Here is a 21,682-nt window from a genome sequence, read left to right on the forward strand (position 1 = left end):
CGTTGAACGACCGGCACACGCCGGCCGATGAGACGCCGGACACCCGGCGCACTGAGACAGCTGTCTCAGTTTTCGGAGACATTCGTCGCGTTGCTTTCGGACGCGGCAGGGCCTAACCTCACGCAACAAAAAGGGAAACCTGCCCGCACACGGCAACAACCGGTGACGGGGGGTTCGAAAGTCCACCACGGAGGAGACGGACATGAGACAAGGTCGAGAAATCGCCGACCATGTCGGACGCGTGATGAACATCGTCGAAGGACGATCGCGCCCGGCACAGACTGACCCCGCTTACGAGCGCCTCGCGCGCTCCTGGCGCAGGTCGCTCAACAAGCACTCCATCGATCCGGGGCTGTCATCGGTACCCAAGGTCGTCACCGCCTACGAGCTGCGCGAGCACCGCGAGCGCATCGAAACCTTCATGCGCATCGCCCGCGAAGGCGTCGAGCGGCTGCACCACGAGCTGCTGCCGGCCAACTACTGCGTGCTGCTGACCGACGCCACCGGCGTCACCGTCGATTACCGCACCGTGCCGGCGCTGGAGAAGGAGTTCAAGGACGAGGGCTTCCGCAACGGCACCTGCTGGGCGGAAGAACACGAGGGCACTTGCGGCGTCGGCACCACGCTGGCCGACCGTCAGCCCACTCTGGTCCACCGTGGTGAGCACTTCCGTTCGCACAACACGCAATTCACCTGCAGTTCGGCACCGATCCTCGGGCTGCAGGACGAGCCGATCGCCGTGCTCGACGCCTCGGCGCTGTATTCGCCGGACGCCCGCGAGAGCCAGCTGCTGGTGTTCCGCATGGTGTGCGACAAGGCGCGCCTGATCGAGGACGCCTACGCGCACTACAGCCTGCGCACCTACTGGACGCTGCAGCTCGGCCAGGTCGCCGAATTCATGCCGGTCGAAACCGACTACCTGATCGCCTTCGACGACGACGGCCGCATCGTCGGCGGCAACCGTCGCGCGCGCCAGGAACTGATCAACCACAACGGTCGCCACGCCGAGTTCCTGCACGACCTGTTCGAGTGCACCGCCAGCGACATCATGGTGTCGGCGCACGCCAGCCCGGGTACGCCCTTCCCGCTGCGCATGATGGCCACCGGGCGCCGCCTGTTCGCCGTGCTGCGGGCGCCGAACGCGCGTTCGCTCGCCCAGGTCACGCTGGCCAAGCCGGTCATCACCGCCGACGACGTGACCGCCCCGCGCGGCTTCCGTCACCTGGCGCTGGGCGATCCGCGGGTCAAGGCCAACGTGGCCTGCGCCGTGAAGGTGGCCAACCGCGACATCCCGGTCATGCTGCTGGGCGAGACCGGCACCGGCAAGGAAGCGTTCGCGCGCGCCATCCACGACTTCAGCGACCGCGCCAAGCAACCCTTCGTCGCGCTGAACTGCGCGGCGATTCCGGAAAGCCTGATCGAGAGCGAACTGTTCGGTTACCGCGACGGCGCCTTCACCGGCGCCCGCAGCAAGGGTGCCAAGGGCAAGATCCTGCAGTCGGACGGCGGCACCCTCTTCCTCGACGAAATCGGCGACATGCCGCTGTCGCTGCAGAGCCGCCTGCTCCGCGTGCTGGCCGAAGGCGAAGTGGTGCCGCTGGGCGCCGAGCAGCCGACGCCGGTGAACCTGCACGTGGTCTGCGCCACCCACCAGGACCTGCCGGAACTGGTGCGCCAGGGACGCTTCCGCGAAGATCTGTTCTACCGCCTCAACGGCGCCAGCTTCATGCTGCCGCCGCTGCGCAACCGCGAGGACAAGCGCGAGCTCATACAGCTGGTGCTGCGCGAGGAATGTGCGGCGATGGGCCGCGAAGAACTGCGCATCCCGGAAGAGACGATGACCCGCCTGCTGAGCTACGACTGGCCGGGCAACATCCGCCAGTTGCGCCACGCCATCCGCTACGCCTGTGCGATCGCCGACGGCACGCAGGTCACCATCGAGCACTTCCCGCAGGAACTGCGCACCAACAACCACAGCCCGCGCGTCGCGCTGCAGCCCCCACCGCAGCAGCAGATTCCGCAACCGACGCAGCAGCAGGCAGCCGCGGTCACGTCACCGCAGCCGGCCGCGCCGCGCGGCATCGGCGGTGCAGTGCCCGATCCGTGCGAACTGCGCGACGGCGAGCCGCTCAACGAGGCCTGCCTGCAGCTGCGTCAGAAGATGCTCGACGCGCTGCGCCGCAACCACTGGCGGGTGACCGAAACGGCACGTCAGCTCGGCATGTCGCGCGCCACTTTCTACCGCAAGATGGCACGGCTGCGCATCGTCGCGCCGAACTATCTGGACGGTGAAGAGCGGATGGTCGAGAACGGCTGAGTCGGCAGCACGGACGAGAAAAGGGGCGCCTCGTGCGCCCCTTTTCTTTTGCATCCGGGTGAGTAAGGCCTCACTGCAGCGTCGCGGTCAGAGGACCGCTCCTACAAGAAGTCCGCCCTGGCGACGCGCTCGCGCGCTCCTGTGGGAGCGGCCTTGGCCGCGATGCGGCACTTGCGGACCACCGGCTTCGATCACCGCCTCAATCGCGAGCAAGCTCGCTCCCACCAAATCAGGCTACGGCGGCGAACAGGGAACGATCCCTGTGGGAGCGGCCTTGGCCGCGACGCGGCGCTTGCCGGCCGCCGTCCGGGATACGGCGCGCTGTCGCTGCCGGAAGACCTCCCGCAGATTCAGCGACAGCGCCCACACGTTCTGGCGTTCCGTGGAACGCCGGCGATCACTGCGTGCCGAGAAACTTGATGTAGGCGACCAGTTCCCAGATCTGGTCCGGCGAGAAGGCCTGGCCCCAGGGGGGCATGATGTCGGCGCCGCGACGACCATGGAAAATGGTCTTGAATGCCTCTGCGTCCGGCAGGTCCTTGCGACCCTTGAAGTCGGGAGCACGCCCGCCGACGCCTTCGGCGCCGTGGCAGTAGCCCGCACAGGTCTTGTTGAAACGCTTCTTGCCGGCGGCGATGCGCTCGGGGTCGGTCAGTTCGAACGACGGCTGCGGCAGCGGTTCGGCGGCAGCTTCGGCATTGGCGAGCACCGGCGTACTGAGGGTCTGCAGCACGAGTGCGCTGCCCGCAAAAACGACCGTCCGAAGACCGGCGGAGATGGAGAAGGCACGGGTCGTGCCGCTGAGCTTGCGTGTAGTCATGGTTCTGCTTTCCTGCCCGGTTGAAACAATGGTTCTGATTCTGATGCACACATTGAACCCACCTGTCCCGAGGCCGGGATGCGCCATCCGCTCGAACCTGTCTGCAGGCTCAACGCGCGGGACGGCGGGAGGGTTGAATCTGGGCATGCGACGAGGGAGTCTGCACAAAAAAAGACAGGCGGTCACTCCCGTTACCGCCCGTAAATGAGGAGACTTACAACACCCCGCCGTGTGTCCGCACGACGGGGTGGGTGACGCACTTACTTCCTTACTCCAGCGTGAAGGCCACCATCGCCGCACCGCCCGGCAGATCCTTGATCTGCGGGAAGGCACCGGCCAGGAAGCCCGGGGCATGCGAACCGAGACCGGTCGGGAAGACGATGTACTGCTTGCCCTTGACCGAGTAGCTGACCGGGCCGCCACGCAGGCCGGAGCCGGCGTTGAAGGTCCACAGTTCCTTGCCGGTGTCGGCGTCGTAGCCGTAGATTTTGCCTTCCATGTCGCCGGTGAATACCAGGCCACCGGCGGTGGTCAGCACCGACGACAGCGGCGGCAGGTCGTACTTGATCGACCACTTGCGCTTGCCGGTGATCGGGTCACGCGCATCCAGACGGCCGTGCGGCTTGCTGTTCGGCGGCGACACCAGCTTGATCGACTCGATGCCGAGCGACAGCGCAGACACCGCCTTCAGGTTGTCCGGATCGTCCTTGCCCGCGACCACTTCATTGCACACTTCCATCGCGTGCGAGTACCACAGGCCGGTGCCCGGGTTGTAGGCGCCGTGGTTCCAGCTGCGCGCACCCAGCAGGTTCGGGCAGAAGGTCTTGGTCTTGTCGATTTCCGGGTAGACCGGGTCGATCAGCGCACCGGTCTTCGGGTCGATGCCCTTGACCCAGTTCACGTTCTCGGCGAACTGCCACACGTTTTCGAGCTTGCCGTCCTTCTTGTCCATCACGAACACGAAGCCGCCCTTGTTCAGGTGCACGATGACGTCCTTGCCGTCCTTCTGCACCACCAGCGCCTCGTACGCCGAGTCGTAGTCCCACGAATCGTTCGGCACTTCCTGACGGTGCCACTTCACCTTGCCGGTCTTCGGATCGAGCGCGAGCAGCGTGGCGGTGTAGAGGTTGTCGCCCTTGCGATCGTAGTTGTAGTAGTCGGGCGCAGCGTTCGACGTACCGATGTAGATGGTGTCGGTCTTGGCGTCGTAGGTGCCCGGCATCCAGGCGCTGCCGCCGCCGACCTTGCCGCTGTCGCCCGGCCAGCTCTTCGGATCGTTCTTGATCACGTCGAAGGTCCACACCGGCTTGCCAGTGTCGGCATTCACTGCGTAGATCTTGCCCGAGATCGGCTGGTCGCCGCCGGTGGTGCCACCGAACAGCACGTTGCCGGCCAGCTGCGGCGGTGCAGAGAACAGCGCGCCGTACTGGTTCTTCGGATCGGTCAGCTGGGTCGACCACACTTCCTTGCCCGTCTTCTGGTCGAGCGCAATGAAGCGGCCGTCCAGCGTACCGACGTACACCTTGCCGCGACCCACGGTCACGCCGCGGCTGGCGGCGCCGTAGAACACCTGGTCGACGATCTTGTCGAGCTTGGGCGCGTATTGCCAGATGGTCTTGCCGGTGGCGGCGTCGATGGCCCACACGTTGTTGTTGGCCGAGATCGAGTACATCACGCCGTCGATCACGATCGGGGTGGCCTGCAGACCGTGCGTGATGGTGCCCGGCTGGTGGATCCACGCCACCTTGAGCTTCTTCACGTTGTCACGGTTGATCTGGTTCAGCGGGCTGAAGCGCCAGGCGTTGCTGGTGCGGTGGTACTGCGGCCAGTTGTTCGGGTCTTCGAAGCCGGGGCCGCTCTGCGCAACGGCCGGGCTCACTGCAAACACCGACAGCATCGACGCAGCGGCTACGGCGGCGGCGGATGCGGTCAGGCGGAACTGCTTGCGAATCGAATTCATCGATCAGGTCTCCTTGGTTTTTAGAATGCGGCGGCGGGTTTCCACACCCTGCCGCCGTTTGCTGCAGACGCGAGCGTCTTAGAACATGAAGTTCAGACCGACGTTGAGCAGCGTGCTCTTCTCACCCGCCGTCACGCCCGCTGCGACGATGCTGGTGCGCAGGGTTGCGCCCGGGTCGGCATCGGCGAAGGCGGCCTGAATGTACAGCGTGGTGTCGGGGCGCCACTGGTAGTCGTTGCTGATCACGATGAACTTGGTTTCGTCGCTCTTGTTGGCGTCGTCCTTGTTCAGATAGAAGGCGAGCGTAGCCGAGTTCTTCGCGCTCCACTTCCAGTCCAGACCAGTACCGAAGCCATTCACGTCGAACAGCTGGTTGCCCGCCGTGTTGTCGTTCTTGGCGTTCATCCAGTTGTTCTTCCAGGTGAAGTCGCCGAACGGAATGGCGAAGCCGAGCGAGGTGTGATCGACCACCTTCTTGCCCGACTGCTCGTCGTGGAAGGCCTGGTAGGAGCCGGACAGCGTGATCGGACCGTTGTAGGTCAGACCCAGCGCGTAGGCGCTATTGTCCTTGAAGTCGCCCGCCTGACCGCCGAAGGAATACAGCACACCCATGGTGACCGGACCCCAGGTATTGCGGTACTGCACGGCGTTGTTCATGAAAATGCCAACGTCGTTGTTCGTGTTGCGACCGCTGCCGTTGTTCGGGTTGAAGGTCGTGAACAGCTGGCCGTAGGCCCAGGCGTACAGGTTGGAGAACTGTTCCTTGAACGCGCGCGGTTCGGTACCGATGTGGGCCAGCAGCGCCGGGCCGTACTGACGGCCGAGGGTCAGGCTACCCCAGTCACCGCGCACACCCAGGTTGGCCTGACGACGGAACAGCGGGGTGTTGATGCCGCCGGGGCCGGTGCCCGATGCGTCGCCGGTGCCGTGCAGGAAACCGTTGTTGGTGTCGAAGTGCGATTCGAGGTTGAAGAAGGCGGTCAGGTTCACGTCGAGCTCGCGCTCGCCCTTGAAGCCGATGACCGTTTGACGCAGGCCGCTGGTTTCCATCGACGTCTTGCTGTCGCCGGTCGCGTTTGCATCGCTGTTGTAGAGCATGCCGACGTCGATGATGCCGAACATCGACAGTTTGGTACCGCCGAACTCGCCGATGACGATGTCGGCCATTGCCGGCGTCGACATTGCACAGAGAGCGGCCACGGCAGCGGCGCCGGCCGTGAACTTGCGGGTTTGGGTAAAGGCGGTGCTGTTGAGCGACTTGCGTCCAGTTCTTGTCATGTTCCCCTCCTAGGTGATGCTGTTGATTGGTCCTGGTTGAATGCGGCGCCTGCATGTTCGGGTCACCGTCGGAGGGCTTAAGGCAGCATTCATGCCACTGAAGCAATTGCCCGCAAACCCGCATGGACACTGGGGGTATGCCTACGAGATCGCGGAGGGCTGCGACAGATGTACGGGTGAGACGCCGGAAAGCTGCGACAGCTGTCTCGACATCGAAGGGGGCGGTGGTGAGATAGTTGAGACAGCCGGCGCACACGCCGCAGGCTGGGGCTTACGGGCACGACCGCCCGGCCACGTTGCGTGGCCTGGAACTTGCGTTGTCGTATCGACGAGGTGCGGCGCACGCACCCATCGCATACCTAGTCGAAGAAAAACCGGACTGCAGTAAGAACAGGAGTTTCAATGAACGCCAAAGACACCTTCCTCGCCGACCAGGCACACGTGGACGAAGCGGCGATCGCGCCGCTGCCCCATTCGCGCAAGATCCACATCGAAGGCTCGCGCCCCGACATCCGCGTTCCGATGCGCGAGATATCCCAGGCCGACACGCCCACCGGCTTCGGCGGCGAGAAGAACCCGCCGGTCTTCGTCTACGACTGTTCCGGCCCCTACACCGACCCGCAGGCCTCGATCGACATCCGCCGCGGACTGCCCGCGCTGCGCGCCCGCTGGATCGAGGAACGCGGCGACACCGAACAGCTCACCGACCTCTCCTCCGAATTCGGCCGCATCCGCGCAGCCGATGCCGCGCTCGACGACCTGCGCTTCCCCGACCTGCACCGCCACCCCCGCCGTGCCAAGGCCGGCCGCAACGTCACCCAGATGCACTACGCCCGTCAGGGCATCATCACGCCGGAGATGGAGTTCATCGCCATCCGCGAGAACATGAACCGCGCCGCCTACGTCGAGAGCCTGCGCGCGACCGGCCCGACTGGCGAGAAGATGGCCAAGCTGCTCACCCGCCAGCATCCGGGCCAGAGCTTCGGTGCGTCGATACCGGCCGAGATCACGCCCGAGTTCGTGCGCTCCGAAGTCGCCCGCGGCCGCGCCATCATCCCGAACAACATCAATCACCCGGAGAGCGAGCCGATGATCATCGGCCGCAACTTCCTGGTGAAGATCAACGCCAACATCGGCAACTCGGCACTGGGCTCCTCGATCAACGAGGAAGTCGACAAGATGACCTGGGCCATCCGCTGGGGTGGGGACACGGTGATGGATCTGTCGACCGGCAAGAACATCCACGAAACCCGCGAGTGGATCATCCGCAACAGCCCGGTACCGATCGGCACCGTGCCCATCTACCAGGCGCTGGAGAAGGTCGACGGGCGCGCCGAGGAGCTCACCTGGGAAATCTTCAAGGACACGCTGATCGAGCAGGCCGAACAGGGGGTGGATTACTTCACCATCCACGCAGGCGTGCTGCTGCGCTACGTGCCGATGACCGCCAACCGGATGACCGGCATCGTGTCGCGTGGTGGTTCGATCATGGCCAAGTGGTGTCTGGCTCACCACAAGGAGAGCTTCCTCTACACCCACTTCGAAGAGATCTGCGAAATCATGAAGGCCTACGACGTGGCCTTCTCGCTGGGCGATGGTCTGCGTCCGGGTTCGATCTACGATGCGAACGACGACGCGCAGCTCGGTGAATTGAAGACGCTGGGCGAGCTCACCGACATCGCCTGGAAGCACGACGTGCAGGTGATGATCGAAGGTCCGGGTCACGTGCCCATGCATCTGATCAAGGAGAACATGGACCTGCAGCTCGAGTACTGCAAGGAAGCGCCCTTCTACACGCTGGGTCCGCTGACCACCGACATCGCCCCGGGCTACGACCACATCACCAGCGGCATCGGTGCGGCGCAGATCGGCTGGTACGGCACGGCCATGCTCTGCTACGTGACGCCGAAGGAGCACCTGGGGCTGCCGGACAAGGACGACGTGAAGGAAGGCATCATCACCTACAAGTTGGCCGCCCACGCCGCCGACCTTGCAAAAGGTCATCCGGGCGCGCAGATCCGCGACAACGCGCTGTCGAAAGCGCGCTACGAGTTCCGCTGGGACGACCAGTTCAATCTGGGTCTCGATCCGGACAAGGCGAAGAGCTTCCACGACGAGACGCTGCCGAAGGAGTCGGCCAAGGTGGCGCACTTCTGCTCGATGTGCGGCCCGCACTTCTGTTCGATGAAGATCACGCAGGACGTGCGCGACTTCGCCGCCAAGCAGGGTCTGAACGAAGACGAAGCCCTGCAGAAGGGTATGGAAGTGAAGGCCGTCGAGTTCGTGAAGTCCGGCGCGGAGATCTACCAGAAGGTGTGAGGTAAGAACTGTGCAGGCGCGGTCTTCTGACCGCGACTGCGGCCCGTGACCTCGCGCAGTCCTCCACTCAGCCGCCGCGTCGCGGTCAGAAGACCGCTCCTACACAAGCTCGGCTCCGCTAACGGATCGCGAGCGATCCTGTGGGAGCGGCCTTGGCCGCGACAGGGTCTCTGCTGTCCGCGGGCTTCGATGCAGGCTGCCGTCGGGGTCAAGACCCCTCCCACAGAACCCCGGCCCGGGCTCAGGCTGTGGGTCGGGCGCATCCCCTGTGGGAGCGGCCTTGGCCGCGACGGGGACGCGGCCAGCCGCAGGTCGCGATTCAGACCACCGTCGCAAGCCACACTCGCTTCCACTGAGGGGCAGGTTTTCGATCGGCCTGCTGAGTCCGCCTGATACAGGCGAGACAGGTCGACCGGTCAACTGTCTCACCGGCGTCTCGTCGCATCCGGACCGCGACACGGTCCGGACGCTTTGCGAAATGCTGCGGGCGCCGCTTACTGCAGCGCCTTGATCTGCTCCGGCGTCAGTCCTTTCAATGCATCCGCCGCCGACTTGCGCGCCAGGTCGCGGTCGGTTTCGATGATGGCGTGCACGGAATTCATCACCTTGTCATTGGCTGCTGCCGCCTCCTCCTTGGTGATCTGGCCTGCGGCCAGGCGCTCGCAGGTGCGGTACAGCGATTCGCGCAGGAAGGACAGCATCTGCGCGCGCTCGGCCAGGCGGACGACATTGGCATCGACCTGTCCGTTGCCTGCCGCCTTGCCGGAGGCTTCCAGCTGGGCGATCAGCTTGAGTGTGCTGTCGGTGCCGGGTTCGGTGCAGCCAGGCCCCATGCGCGCGGCACGCGAAGCGGCGACCGTTTTTTCGTCGGACGTACCGCCACCGCCAAAGAGCGGCTTGGATTCGGACGACGGGGGCATCGAGCTGCGGGAGTGTTCGTACTTGGCCCAGTAATTCTTGTGGGTCTCCGTCGAGTTGTCGCGGGTGGCCGTCGGCGACGTCAGGCTGGAACAGCCTGCCAGCAGCACGGCGGCGCAGCACGCGGTCATCAGCGAAGATTTCATGGTGACTCCTTTGTTTTCGAGTAGTAGGTAATGTGACCCGTCGCCGGCCAGCGGCCGATTGCCGGAACGCTCCTCTACGTCCCGGCAGGCAACGCGTCGATCACTACCTGCAAGATGCGGGCCAGCGACCGTGTCATCGCAGGGCCTCGTCCGCGGTGCAGAATGCGCGCCTGACCGACATTCCGTGCCCGCCCGCACCCTCTGCCGCCGATGACCGCGCCCCGACCCGCCAGCGTTCCTTTCCGCGAAGCCTTCATGTTCTGGCTCAAGCTGGGTTTCATCAGTTTTGGCGGACCGGCCGGCCAGATTTCGATCATGCACCAGGAGCTGGTCGAGAACCGGCGCTGGATTTCCGAACGCCGCTTCCTGCACGCGCTGAACTACTGCATGGTGCTGCCGGGCCCCGAGGCGCAGCAGCTCGCGACCTATATCGGCTGGCTGATGCATCGCAGCTGGGGCGGCATCGTCGCCGGCGCGCTGTTCGTGCTGCCGTCGCTGTTCATCCTGATCGCGCTGTCGTGGGTGTACATCGCCTTCGGTGACGTGCCACTGGTGGCCGGTCTGTTCTACGGGATCAAGCCGGCGGTCACCGCCATCGTCGTACAGGCGGCCTGGCGCATCGGTGGTCGGGCGCTGAAGAACCGGACGCTGTGGGCGATCGCCGCCGCCTCCTTCCTCGCCATCTTCGCGCTCGACATTCCCTTCCCCGCCATCGTCGCCGGCGCCGCACTGATCGGCTACATCGGCGGCCGCGTCGCACCGACAACCTTCCGCACCGGCGGCGGACACGGGGCAAAACACGCGTCCTACGGGCCGGCGTTGATCGACGACGACACGCCGACGCCGGAACACGCGCGCTTCCGCTGGACGCGGCTGGCGCGCGTCGCCATCGTCGGCGCATTGCTCTGGGCGGTGCCGATGGGCCTGCTGGCGGGCGTGCTCGGCTGGTCGCACACGCTGACGCAGATGGGCTGGTTCTTCACCAAGGCCGCGCTGCTCACCTTCGGCGGCGCCTACGCGGTGCTGCCCTACGTCTATCAGGGCGCGGTCGGCCACTACGGCTGGCTGACGCCGGTGCAGATGATCGACGGGCTGGCGCTCGGCGAAACCACGCCCGGCCCGCTCATCATGGTGGTGGCCTTCGTGGGCTTCATCGGCGGCTATGTGAAAGCGGTGTTCGGCCCCGACAGCCTCTTCCTCGCCGGCGCGGTCGCGGCGTCCCTGGTGACCTGGTTCACCTTCCTGCCCTCCTTCCTGTTCATCCTCGCAGGCGGACCGCTGGTCGAGTCGACGCACGACGACCTCAAATTCACCGCGCCGCTGACCGCGATCACCGCCGCCGTGGTCGGCGTCATCCTCAACCTCGCGCTGTTCTTCGGCTATCACGTGCTGTGGCCGCAGGGCTTCGCCGGCAGCTTCGATTGGATGTCGGCCCTGATCGCCCTTGGCGCCGCCGTCGCGCTGTTCCGCTTCAAGGCGAACGTGATCCATGTGATCGGAGCCTGCGCGGTGATCGGGCTGGTGCTGCAGCTGACGGTCAGCCGCTGACAGCCCTTTGTGGGAAGCACCCTGGCCGCGACAGCGCTGCTGCGGTCAGCCGGCTTCAATGAAGGCCGCTGTCGGGGTCAGAAGACCCCTCCCACAGAAGCCCGGCTCCGGCTGCGGATCGGGCGCGTTTCCTGTGGGAGCGGCCTTGGCCGCGACGCGGCCGTTGCGGTCCGCCGGCTTCGACCCCGGCCGCTGTCGGGGTCAGAAGACCTCTCCCACAGAAGCCCCGCCGCCCTCGCGAACACGCCCGCCTGCTCAGCCAATGTGAACGTCCCGCTGCACGCGCATCCCGTTTGCGCTGCATCAAACCGGCGCGCCGTCCGCCTTCGTACAGTGGCACGCAGACCCTATCCGCCCGGAGTGCGCACGCCATGACCGCCGACGACGACAACCTGCGCTTCTTCCGCGCACGTCACGCGACCTTTTCACAGATCCTGGCGTCGCAACGCGACGACGACGCACTGCTCGCGCAGTTGCTGGGCGAAGCCTTCGACAACTTCGAACAGGCGCTGCAGGCGCGGATGGACGCCGGTGCGCCGGTCGCCTGCGACCGCGGTTGCTCGACCTGCTGTACGGTGCGCGTCACCGCCACCGCCCCCGAAGTGCTGCACATCGCACGCCATCTGCGCGACGCCGACCCCGCTGTCTGCGCGCGACTGGTGCGGCGACTGGCCGAGGCGGACAGCGACACGCGTGACGCCGATGCCGACGACCGCGTCGCGCTGCGGGCAACCTGTCCCTTCATCGACGACGACGGCGCCTGTGCGATCTACGCGGTGCGCCCGCTCGCCTGTCGCGGCCACGCGTCGCACGACCGCACCGCCTGCGACCGCGCAGCCTGCGGCGAGATCGACGACATCCCGTACTCGGTCGCTCACCGCATGGTGCGCAGTCTGGTGCAGAACGCGCTGCAGTCGGCGCTGCGCGACGCCGGTTGCAGCTGGGCGTCGTACGAACTGAATCACGCGCTGATGCTGGCGCTCGCCGCACCGCAATCGGAAGCGGACTGGCTCGCCGGCGACGACGTGTTCGCCGACTCGCAGGTGAACGACGTCAGCCCGGCCGAGATGGCGCGCACTTTCGACTGGCTCAAGGCTCCCGGCATACGGATACCGGCAGGCTAGGGTCTGACGGCCAGTCAGCCGGCGTCGGCCCGCCTTGATCCGGACGCATCGCGATGCGCGCGCGGGGCCCGCGATTCAAGGTCAACAGACCCCGGGCTTTGCCGAGAGGCGCCGCTTTGTTCATCATGTACGGGCGATACGCCATCGCACCTACCCAACGGGAGAGATCGACATGAACAAGATGATCATCGCCGCACTGACCGCCCTGCTCGCCTGTGGCAGCGCTCTGGCCGCCGACGCCAACCCGAACGCCGCCGCCGACTCGAAGTGCGAAGCCGCCGCCATCGACAAGAACGGCAAGCCGCTGGTCGGCGCCGCCAAGTCCTCCTTCATGCAGAAATGCCACCGCGAAGCGATGCACAAGACCGACTGCGAAGCGCGTGCGCTGAGCAAGGACGGCAAGCCGCTCGCCGGCGCAGCGAAGAACTCCTTCATGCGCAAGTGCGAAGAAGACATGAAGCAGGCCGCACCGGCCGCCCAGTGAGCATAGACATACGTCCCAGCGGAGCCGTCACACAGTGAGCGAACAGAAAAAACCGGGCGTGCAGGTACGCCGCGAAGTCATGGGCGACGATTTCGTCGACCGGGCCTTGGGCAATGCGACTGAATTCAACCAGCCCCTGCAGGACTTCATCAACGAGCACGCCTGGGGTGCGGTGTGGAACCGCGATGGGCTGGACCGCCGCACCCGCAGCCTGGTCACGCTGGCCGCACTCACTGCGCTGAAGAGCCCGCACGAGCTGAAAGGCCACGTGCGCGGCGCGCTGAACAACGGCTGCACGGTCGAGGAAATCCGCGAAACGCTGCTGCACTGTGCGGTGTACGCCGGCGTCCCGGCCGCCGGCGAAGCCTTCCGCGCGGCGCAGGAAGTGCTGGATTCGTATCGGCTGTGAACCGCTGAGGTCTGATCGACCGCCCCATCGCGAGCAAGCTCGCTCCCACGAAAGCACTCCCCGACCGCCGCCGGAGCCGCGTTCTTGTGGGAGCGCGCTTGCTCGCGATGCAGCCGCTGCTGTCCGCAGACTTCGATGCAGGCTGCTGTCGGGGTCAGAAGACCCCTCCTACAAGAACCCTTGCCATGACGCCGGCCGCGAGCCGGGCGCGTCCCCCTGTGGGAGCGAGCTTGCTCGCGATGCGGCCGCTGCTGTCCACAGACTTCGATGCAGGCTGCTGTCGGGGTCAGAAGACCTCTCCCACAGAACCTTGGCCTGTCGCCAGCCGGCGATTCAGCGTACCGCCGCAGCCGGCTGGATCAGCCGGCCGCCTCGATCTGTTCCGACACTTCGAGCCAGCGCATTTCCTGCGCTTCGAGTTCTTCGTCCACCTTCTGCAGTTCGACGCCGACTTCGCCGATTTCCTTCGGCGGCAGCGGGCTGGCGAGCTTGGCGGTCAGTGCGTGCTTCTTCGTCTGCAGTTCGAGGATGCGCTGTTCGAGCTTGCCCAGTTCGTTCTTCAGCGCCTTGAGGTTCACCGGCGCCTTCTTCACCGGCGCAGCGACAGGCGGTGCCTGCACGACCGGCGCGGCTTCGGCCGGAGCAGCCTTCATCGAGTCCTTCAGCACTTCGCGCGCGCGCTTGGCTTCGTCCAGCAGGTAGCGCTGGTAGTCGTCGAGGTCGCCGTCGAACGGTTCGATGCCGCCGCGCGACACCAGCCAGAATTCGTCGCACACCGAGCGCAGCAGCGAGCGGTCGTGGCTCACCAGCATCACCGTGCCTTCGAATTCGTTCAGCGCCACCGCCAGCGCCTCGCGGGTGGCGAGGTCGAGGTGGTTGGTCGGCTCGTCCATCAGCAGCAGGTTGGGGCGTTGCCACACGAGCATGCACAGCACCAGGCGCGCCTTCTCACCGCCGCTCATCGTGCCGACCGCCTGCTTCACCATGTCGCCGCTGAAGTTGAAGGTGCCGAGGAAGTTGCGCAGGTCCTGTTCGCGGCCGCTCTGCCCGGCCGGCAGGCCTTCGCGCGCCATGCGGGTCATGTGTTCGAGCGGATTGTCCTGCGGACGCAGCACGTCCAGTTCCTGCTGCGCGAAGTAGCCGATGCTGAGACCCTTGCCTTCGGTGACGCGGCCGGCGATCGGTGCCAGCGCGCGGGCGATGGTTTTCACCGCGGTCGACTTGCCCTGACCGTTGGCGCCGAGGATGCCAATGCGCTGGCCGGCCATGACCGACTTGTTCACATTGCGCACGATCACCGTCGGCGGCGTGCCGGCGGGCGCGTCGGCCGGCGGCGGATAGCCGAAGCTCGCCTCTTCCATCACCAGCATCGGGTTGGGCAGGTTGGCCGGCTCCTTGAACTCGAAGTTGAAGTCGGCCGTGGCCAGCATGGGCGCCAGCTTCTCCATGCGGTCGAGCGCCTTGACCCGGCTCTGCGCCTGCTTGGCCTTGCTCGCCTTGGCCTTGAAGCGGGCGATGAATTTCTGCAGGTGGGCGATCTTGTCCTGCTGCTTCGCGTAGGCGTTCTGCTGCAGCTCCATCTGCTGCGCGCGCATGTCCTCGAAGGTGCTGTAGTTGCCGCCGTAGCGCGTGAGCTTGCCGGCGTCGATGTGCAGCGTCACGTTGGTGATGGCATCGAGGAACTCGCGGTCGTGGCTGATCACCACCAGCGTGCCCTCGTAACGCTTGAGCCAGGATTCCAGCCACACCAGCGCGTCCAGATCCAGGTGGTTGGTCGGTTCGTCGAGCAGCAGCAGGTCGGACGGACACATCAGCGCGCGCGCCAGCTGCAGGCGCATGCGCCAGCCGCCGGAAAAGCTGTTCACCGGATTGCACATCTGGTCGGCGGTGAAGCCCAGGCCGAGGATGAGCGCCTGCGCCCGCGACTGCGCGTCGTGCGCGCCAGCGTCGTGCAGCGCCATGTAGGCGTAGGCCATGCGCTCGCCATCGTCGGTGGCTTCGGCGGCCTGCACTTCCTTCTGCGCGGCGAGCAGCGCGGTGTCGCCCTCGATCACGAAATCGGTCGCCGGCTGGTCGGTTTCCGGCATGTCCTGCGCCACCTGCGCCATGCGCCACTGGGCCGGCATGACGAACTCGCCGCCGTCCTCGTGCAGCGTGCCGTTGAGCAGCGCGAACAGTGTCGACTTGCCGGCGCCGTTGCGGCCGACCAGGCCGACTTTCTCGCCCGGATTGATGGTGGCGGTGGCGCCATCGAGCAGCACCTTGGCGCTGCGGCGAAGGACGACGTTTCTGAGCGTGATCATGCGGGTGAAACTCCAGCGGGTTCTCCCGCGGGGCAAACGGCGGCAGGACGTGGGGATGAGCGGGTGCGCGGGCGGCCCGGCGCGGATTCATGGCTGCCGGAGCAGCGACGGAGCGACGCATATATATACAGGCGCCGCCGGGGGCGGAGTATCGGGGCCGGCGGGGGTGGCCGTCAATCGACGGCCGGTCGGCCCGCTCAGGCCAGCGACACCCCGATCAGCGCGCCGGTGCCGTAGGTCACCCCTGCCGCCACGGCACCGATCAGTACCTGACGCACCACCGAAAACACCGGCCCGCGTCCGCTGAACAGCGAGGTCGCCAGCCCGATCGCGGCCAGCGCAGCCGCCGACAGGCCACCGCTCCAGGCCATGCCGACAGCGCCCCCGGTGAAGAAGAAGGGCAGCACCGGGAACAGCGCGCCGACGGCGAACAGCACGAAGGAGAAGCCGGCGGCGCTCCACGGGTTGCCGCCCAGCTCGGCCGGATCGATGCCCAGTTCCTCGCGCATCAGCGTGTCCAGCGCGGCCTTCTTGTCGCGCATCAGTTCGGTCGCCACGCGCTGGGCATCCTCCCGCGCCAGCCCCTTGGCCTGGAAGATGAGCGCCAGTTCCTTGCGCTCGGCCTCCGGCGTATCTTCCAGCTCGGCCGCCTCGGCCGCCATCTGCGTCTGCGCGAACTCGCGCGAATTGGTGACCGACAGCCACTCGCCCAGCGCCATCGACACCGCACCGGCAATCAGCCCGGCCAGCCCGGTCAGCAGGATGGTCTGCGCCGGTGCGCCGGCGCCGGCCACGCCCATCACCAGGCAGAGGTTGGACACCAGCCCGTCGTTCGCGCCCAGCACCGACGCCCGAAGTTCGTTGCCCGAGCCACCGCGGTGCCAGCGCTCGCCCTTGGCGATGGCCGCCCCGCTCATGCCGCGCGGCTGCCCCGACGCCGCCTCCAGCACCGCCGCATGCGAACGCTCTTCCGCCGACAGCGACGCCGCGTCGGCCTGACCGGCGTACTTGTCACGGTCGGCGACTTCGGCGGTCGCCACCGACGGCAGCACGAAGGACGGCCCGAAGCGCTTTGCCAGCGCCGCCAGCACGCGCGTGCGGAAGCTCGGCCGGAACGCCTCCGGCTTCACGCCTGCGGCCTCCAGCTTGCTGCGCCACAGCTGCGCATGCGCCGCCTCGGCTTCCGCCAGCTGGCGGAACAGGTCGCGCCGCACCGGATCGGATTCGGCATCGGCCAGCGCGGCGTACAGCGCGGCGCCGTCCAGTTCGTCGCGGAGATTCGCCTGGTAGCGGTCTTGGTTCGAAGCCATGGCGTGCTCATGTCGGAAAGCGTCACCCGAGGACGCTGATACGGGCGATAGTGCCTGAATCCGCGGCGCCGCTCACTTCAAGACCACCGAACTGTCGCGACTGCCCGCAGTCGACCTCATGCAGACGACGCGCCCAGGGGCGACAACTTCGCCGCTGCGCACCCATTCCTCGATCACCTTTCCCCTTCAAGGCATTCATTCCCCCTTCCGTCCCTTTACTCACTCGAACCGGAGATCACCATGAAGAACACCGTCCGCAGCACCTTTCGCCTGCGATGGCTGGTCGCCGCGCTCGCGGTCCTGACCTCGGCCACCGCCCCGGCCGCTGAGCCGAACAGCGCAGAGCCGGCCGCGCGCCCTGCCGGCACCACGCTCAAGGAAGTCGTCGGCCTGACCAACCCTGAATCGGCGGTCGCCCACGCGGACGGCCGCATCTTCGTGACCGAGATCGGCGCGTTCAACAAGGCGGGTGACGGCAAGGTGACCGTCGTGCATCCGGATGGCCGCACTGAAACGCTGGTCGGCGGGCTGAACGACCCCAAGGGCATGGACCTCTTCGGCGACCGGCTCTACGTCGCCGACGTCGACCGCGTGCTGCGCATCGGCCTCGACGGCACGGTGACCGAACTGGCAAAGCCCGGCGACTTCCCGAACAAGCCAGTCTTCCTGAACGACATCGAGATCGACGGCGACGGCGTCATCTACGTGTCCGACAGCGGCGACGACAAGGGCCAGGGCGCGGGCATCTACGCCATCGCGCCCGACGGCGGCATCCGCACGGTACTTGGCGCGAATGCAGGCATCATGCGCCCGAACGGCCTGCTGCTCGACGGCCCGCGCTCGCTGCTGGTCGCCGACTTCGGCACCGGCGAGCTGTTCCGTCTGGTGATGAAGAAGGCCGACGGCAAACCGGCGCTCAAGCTGCTCTACAGCGGATTCGGCGCCGCCGACGGGCTGCTGCGCGATCGCGACGGCGCGCTCTACGTGAGTGACTGGAAGGGCGGCAAGGTGTGGCGTCTGAGCAAGCCCCGGTCGGCGCCGCAACTGATCACCGAAGGCCACAAGTCCTCGGCGGACATCGGGCTGTCGGCGGACGGACACTACCTGCTGATGCCGGACATGATGGCCGGCAAGCTCGTGTTCCTGCCGCTGAAGTGAACGCACCGCGGGCGGCTCAGCGTCCGCGGTAAGGCTCGCAGCCGATGCCGTCACCATCGCGGTCGAGGTGCGGGTCGTGACCGGGCTCGCCTGCACGCACCGGCGCCGCGATGGCAGTGGTCGTCCCCGGTCTTGCGGTTGTTGAGGCAGCCCTCGGCATTCAAGCCCCCGGATGCGCGGCCGCCGCTCCAGCACCGCGTCGCGCAGGCCGGCGGACCACGCGACCGGCTTCCACCATCACCACGGCGTCGAAGCGCGCGAGCAGGCTGGGCAAGTGCACCGACGCAACAATGCAGGCATCCGGAAACGCCGCCACCGACGACGGACAGACGGCCCGCTCAAGTGGCTGCACGGCCTGTCGGTGCGGGTGTCGCTGGCACATATCGCGGTATCGGGCGTGGTGCTCGCGCGCTTCGTCTGAAATCGCACGGAGCGCTATCCGCTGCGCATGCGGGCTGCTTTAATGGATGCACTTTGCGTGCTGCGCGAAGCCGGCCGCCTGGCGTCCGCCCCGATGGCCGTCACCCACTCGACAGGGAGATTTCCATGCGCGTTCCGACACCGTTCCGCCCCGTACTGATGGCCGCCTCCGTCGCGCTTGCGCTGTGCGCGGGTCAGGCGCAGGCGGGTTTCGACTACTTCCTGAAGCTGGACGACATCAAGGGCTCGAGCACCGACGACAAGCACCCGAACTGGAACGAGATCGACACCTTCACCTGGGGCTTCGGCATCGAAACGGTCAGCGGCGGCCCCACCAGCGACATCACGATCCGTCGCCCGGTGTTCCGCGACTTCGAATGGACGCAGGCGCTCGACGCCAGCGTGGCGAAGCTGTTCGCACGGGCCAGCAATGGTGACGCGCTCGACACCGTGACGCTGCACGCGACGACGGACATCGAAGGCCAGCGCGCCACCTTCTTCGAGATGGTGTTCACCGACGCCTTCGTCACCACGTTCGACCTGACCGGCAGCAGCGGCAGCGCGCCGGCCCTGTCAGCGGCCCTCGAATACCGCACCGTCACGCTGAAGTACATCACCCTGAAATCGTCCGGCGCCGTCGGCGAAGAATTCGTCAGCAGCTATGACCTGTCGACGCGGACCGGTTCGGCCGACGCGCTGGCTGCGGTATACGCAATGGGACTGTCCGGACCGACCGTGCTCATGGTGCCGGAGCCGGAAAGCTGGGCGCTGCTGCTCGCCGGCCTGGGGCTGACAGGTTTCGCGGCGCGGCGGCGTGCACGGCAACATGCCGCCGGCGCGCTGGCGGCGGCTCAGCGTCCGCGGTAAGGCTCGCAGCCGATGCCGTCACCGTCGCGGTCGAGGTGCGGGCCGTAACCCGGCTCGCCCGCCCGCACCGGCGCCGCGCCCGCGGCACGCGCTTCGGCACAGTTGCGGAAGGCGGTGCCTGCCGGCACCGCGGCCGCCCCTTCCGTCGCTAGCGATGAGGTGCGCGCCGGCGCACCGCGATGGCAGTGGTAGTCCCCGGTCTTGCGGTTGTTGTGACAGCCCTCGGCATTCAGGCCGCCAGGATGCGCGGCCGCCGTGGCAGCGGTCGCCAGCAGCAGCGCACCGGACAGCCAGCGGACGGAACAGGGGCGGAAGGGCATCACTGCGGCACAAGAAGGAGCGGACCGCCACAGTCTAGCCGCCTGTGCGGCGCCTGATGTCCGGGCGCTGCGGCTCAGTGCGCCCGCCGCGCCAGCACCGCGTCGCGCGGGCCGGCGTCGACCACGCGGCCGGCCTCGACCACCACCACGGTATCGAAGCGCGCGAGCAGACTGGGCCGGTGCACCGAAGCGACGATGCAGGCCGACGGGAATGCCGCCACCATGCGGTCGAACACCCGACCTTCGGCCTGCGGGTCGAGCGCGCTGGTTGGTTCGTCGAGCAGCAGCAGCGAACTGCCCTGCGCCGCCAGCGCACCGCGGGCCAGCGCCAAGCGCTGCCGCTGACCGCCGGAGAGGTTGCCGCCGCGCTCGCTCAGACCACTCTGCAGCCCGTCGGGCAGGCGCTCGAGCACCTCGTCGAACACGCCCGCGTGCATCGCTGACTGCAGCGCCGCCGGGTCGGCCGGCTGACCGAAAGTGAGGTTCTCTTCGACGCTGGCTTCGAACACTTCGGCTTCCTGCGGAATCAGCGTCGCAAGCGTGCGCAGTTCGGCCCACGGCACCGGCACGCCGTCGCGCAGCAGTTCGCCCTGCTGCGGCTGGTAGAGGCCGGCCAGCGTGCGCAGCAGCGTGCTCTTGCCACCGCCGCTCGGGCCGATCAGCGCCACCCGCGTGCCGCGTCGCAACTCCAGATCCACGCCGCGCAGACCGCCACGCTCGGCGCCCCGCTCGGCGCCCCGCTCGCCGCCGCGCGCGTCGTCGCCGTAGCGCCAGGTGGCGCCGCGCAGCGCCAGCGTCTGCCACGAGGCATCCGCCTGCACCGCGGGCACCTCTGCATCCGGCTCACCGGGTGCGGCCCAGATCGGCTCGGCGCTGCAGTAGTCGGTATGCATGCGCGCGAAGCCCTGGAAGTTCGACGCCAGCGAGCCCACCACGCCGGCCGCCTGCTGCGCGTACTGGTAGATCATGAACACCGTGCCCAGCGCCACCGCCTGCCCCGGCTCGCGCACCTGCATGACATACACCACCACCAGCACCCAGGTGAGCCCCATGCCGAGCAGATCCACCGCGAACCACTTGCCCTCGTTCACCATCACCGCGCGCCGCAGCGGCGCCATCACCGCCTCCATGCGCCGGCCCAGTAGCACGCGCGACGCCGCCTGCAGCCGCAGCCCGATCACCGTGCCGGCGTTGCCGACGAAATCGAGCAGCGCAGCGGCATAGCGGCGGTCAGCGTCGTTCTCGGCGCGCGCGAGCTGCATCAGCGTGCGGTCGAAGCGCAGGATGATGAGCGCGATCACCACATAGCCGCTCACCGCGATCGCGCCGCTGGTGCGCGATAGCAGCGCCAGCGCGACCAGGGGGCCGACGAAGTTGAACGCGCTCTGCAGATAGTCGAACTGGTTCTGCGCGAAGTCCGACAGCGCCCGGCTTGCCTGCATCACGCGGTGCTGCAGCTCACCCGAATGCCGCCCGTCCCGCCACGCCAAGGGTGCGGCCGCGATGCGCGCATACAGCGCATCCGCCAGCCGCACGCGCACCCGCACGCCGACATTGCGCTCCAGCACCCGCCCCGGCCCGTGCAGCAGCCAGGAAAGCAGATAGATGCCGACCAGATAAAGAATCCACCGCCCCGCCATCGCCATGTCGCCCTGCTGCAAGGCATTGATCGCCTGCGCCGCCAGCCAGGGCATGGTGAGCCGCAGCAGCTGCGCGCCGGACAGCAGCGCGGCAGCGCCGAGCAACTGCGCACGGGCGCCGCGGGCGTGAAGCCAGAGGGCACGGTAGAGGTCGCGGGCGGCGGTGGGGAGGGTGATAACTGCCTGAGTTCGGGCAACGGTCGATGCAGTCATGCAAGCATTGCATCACTGATGAGTGGGGGCATGAAGGCCAAGTTCTGCTGCACTTGGCTTACGCGGAATGTTTTACAAAACCGATACGCCAAAACGGATACACCAATGAACCGCCTCAATCGAGTTCG

The 21,682-nt window shown here is 67.0% G+C and carries 18 protein-coding genes; 9 read left to right on the plus strand and 9 right to left on the minus strand.

The window, feature by feature from the left end:
• Positions 1-202 precede the first annotated feature (202 nt).
• Positions 203-2,317, plus strand: coding sequence for a sigma-54-dependent Fis family transcriptional regulator (locus WDZ97_RS15565; protein WP_425763345.1), 2,115 nt, complete (start codon positions 203-205; stop codon positions 2,315-2,317).
• Positions 2,318-2,714: 397 nt separating this feature from the next.
• Here WDZ97_RS15565 and WDZ97_RS15570 read toward each other — a convergent pair whose 3' ends face one another.
• The 3 genes from WDZ97_RS15570 to WDZ97_RS15580 all read right to left on the minus strand — a co-directional run bounded on the left by WDZ97_RS15570 (position 2,715) and on the right by WDZ97_RS15580 (position 6,375).
• The gene (locus WDZ97_RS15570) at positions 2,715-3,137 is read right to left on the minus strand and encodes a c-type cytochrome (RefSeq protein WP_425763346.1); all 423 of its coding nucleotides are present in this window, start codon (positions 3,135-3,137) and stop codon (positions 2,715-2,717) included.
• Positions 3,138-3,405: 268 nt separating this feature from the next.
• A complete protein-coding gene (locus WDZ97_RS15575) occupies positions 3,406-5,097 on the minus strand; it encodes a pyrroloquinoline quinone-dependent dehydrogenase (protein WP_425763347.1) in 1,692 nt (563 codons plus the stop codon).
• A 78-nt stretch (positions 5,098-5,175) separates the two neighbouring features.
• Positions 5,176-6,375, minus strand: a complete 1,200-nt coding sequence (locus WDZ97_RS15580) for a porin (RefSeq protein WP_425763348.1) — start codon at positions 6,373-6,375, stop codon at positions 5,176-5,178.
• 402 nt (positions 6,376-6,777) lie between these two features.
• Here WDZ97_RS15580 and thiC point away from each other — a divergent pair, with 402 nt between their 5' ends.
• Positions 6,778-8,694 (plus strand): phosphomethylpyrimidine synthase ThiC, encoded by a 1,917-nt coding sequence (thiC, locus tag WDZ97_RS15585; protein ID WP_425763349.1) that lies wholly within the window; start codon positions 6,778-6,780, stop codon positions 8,692-8,694.
• Between the two features lie 494 nt (positions 8,695-9,188).
• Here thiC and WDZ97_RS15590 read toward each other — a convergent pair whose 3' ends face one another.
• The gene (locus WDZ97_RS15590) at positions 9,189-9,758 is read right to left on the minus strand and encodes a hypothetical protein (protein WP_425763350.1); all 570 of its coding nucleotides are present in this window, start codon (positions 9,756-9,758) and stop codon (positions 9,189-9,191) included.
• A 210-nt stretch (positions 9,759-9,968) separates the two neighbouring features.
• On the opposite strand from WDZ97_RS15590, the gene chrA reads away from it, so the two are divergent.
• The 4 genes from chrA to WDZ97_RS15610 all read left to right on the plus strand — a co-directional run bounded on the left by chrA (position 9,969) and on the right by WDZ97_RS15610 (position 13,323).
• Positions 9,969-11,306 carry a chromate efflux transporter gene (gene chrA / locus WDZ97_RS15595; protein ID WP_304000577.1) on the plus strand — a complete coding sequence of 446 codons (1,338 nt, stop codon included), beginning with the start codon at positions 9,969-9,971 and terminating at the stop codon, positions 11,304-11,306.
• A 371-nt stretch (positions 11,307-11,677) separates the two neighbouring features.
• Entirely contained in the window at positions 11,678-12,430 is a 753-nt protein-coding gene (locus WDZ97_RS15600) for a YkgJ family cysteine cluster protein (protein WP_425763351.1), read from the plus strand.
• A gap of 172 nt (positions 12,431-12,602) precedes the next feature.
• Positions 12,603-12,914, plus strand: coding sequence for a hypothetical protein (locus tag WDZ97_RS15605; RefSeq protein WP_304000579.1), 312 nt, complete (start codon positions 12,603-12,605; stop codon positions 12,912-12,914).
• Positions 12,915-12,948: 34 nt separating this feature from the next.
• Positions 12,949-13,323, plus strand: a complete 375-nt coding sequence (locus tag WDZ97_RS15610) for a carboxymuconolactone decarboxylase family protein (protein ID WP_019916536.1) — start codon at positions 12,949-12,951, stop codon at positions 13,321-13,323.
• Positions 13,324-13,682: 359 nt separating this feature from the next.
• On the opposite strand, the gene WDZ97_RS15615 is transcribed toward WDZ97_RS15610, so the two are convergent.
• Both WDZ97_RS15615 and WDZ97_RS15620 read right to left on the minus strand, forming a co-directional pair.
• The gene (locus WDZ97_RS15615) at positions 13,683-15,626 is read right to left on the minus strand and encodes an ABC-F family ATP-binding cassette domain-containing protein (RefSeq protein WP_425763352.1); all 1,944 of its coding nucleotides are present in this window, start codon (positions 15,624-15,626) and stop codon (positions 13,683-13,685) included.
• Between the two features lie 197 nt (positions 15,627-15,823).
• Positions 15,824-16,936: a VIT1/CCC1 transporter family protein gene (locus WDZ97_RS15620; RefSeq protein ID WP_425763353.1), complete on the minus strand. Its 1,113-nt coding sequence runs from the start codon at positions 16,934-16,936 to the stop codon at positions 15,824-15,826.
• Between the two features lie 240 nt (positions 16,937-17,176).
• On the opposite strand from WDZ97_RS15620, the gene WDZ97_RS15625 reads away from it, so the two are divergent.
• The gene (locus WDZ97_RS15625) at positions 17,177-18,094 is read left to right on the plus strand and encodes an SMP-30/gluconolactonase/LRE family protein (protein WP_425763354.1); all 918 of its coding nucleotides are present in this window, start codon (positions 17,177-17,179) and stop codon (positions 18,092-18,094) included.
• A 16-nt stretch (positions 18,095-18,110) separates the two neighbouring features.
• Here WDZ97_RS15625 and WDZ97_RS15630 read toward each other — a convergent pair whose 3' ends face one another.
• Entirely contained in the window at positions 18,111-18,254 is a 144-nt protein-coding gene (locus WDZ97_RS15630; protein ID WP_304006475.1) for an excalibur calcium-binding domain-containing protein, read from the minus strand.
• A gap of 12 nt (positions 18,255-18,266) precedes the next feature.
• On the opposite strand from WDZ97_RS15630, the gene WDZ97_RS15635 reads away from it, so the two are divergent.
• Positions 18,267-18,515: a hypothetical protein gene (locus WDZ97_RS15635; protein WP_304006477.1), complete on the plus strand. Its 249-nt coding sequence runs from the start codon at positions 18,267-18,269 to the stop codon at positions 18,513-18,515.
• A gap of 125 nt (positions 18,516-18,640) precedes the next feature.
• A complete protein-coding gene (locus WDZ97_RS15640) occupies positions 18,641-19,381 on the plus strand; it encodes an Hcp family type VI secretion system effector (RefSeq protein ID WP_304006480.1) in 741 nt (246 codons plus the stop codon).
• On the opposite strand, the gene WDZ97_RS15645 is transcribed toward WDZ97_RS15640, so the two are convergent.
• Together WDZ97_RS15645 and WDZ97_RS15650 are read right to left on the minus strand one after the other, a co-directional pair.
• Complete coding sequence (locus tag WDZ97_RS15645; RefSeq protein ID WP_304006482.1) at positions 19,366-19,701, minus strand: excalibur calcium-binding domain-containing protein; 336 nt, start codon at positions 19,699-19,701, stop codon at positions 19,366-19,368. The genes WDZ97_RS15640 and WDZ97_RS15645 overlap by 16 nt on opposite strands.
• Before the next feature lie 74 nt (positions 19,702-19,775).
• A complete protein-coding gene (locus tag WDZ97_RS15650; protein ID WP_425763355.1) occupies positions 19,776-21,554 on the minus strand; it encodes an ATP-binding cassette domain-containing protein in 1,779 nt (592 codons plus the stop codon).
• Positions 21,555-21,682 lie beyond the last annotated feature (128 nt).

This window comes from Methyloversatilis sp. MC4-4 (assembly GCF_049843555.1).
Lineage (GTDB): Bacteria > Pseudomonadota > Gammaproteobacteria > Burkholderiales > Rhodocyclaceae > Methyloversatilis > Methyloversatilis discipulorum_B.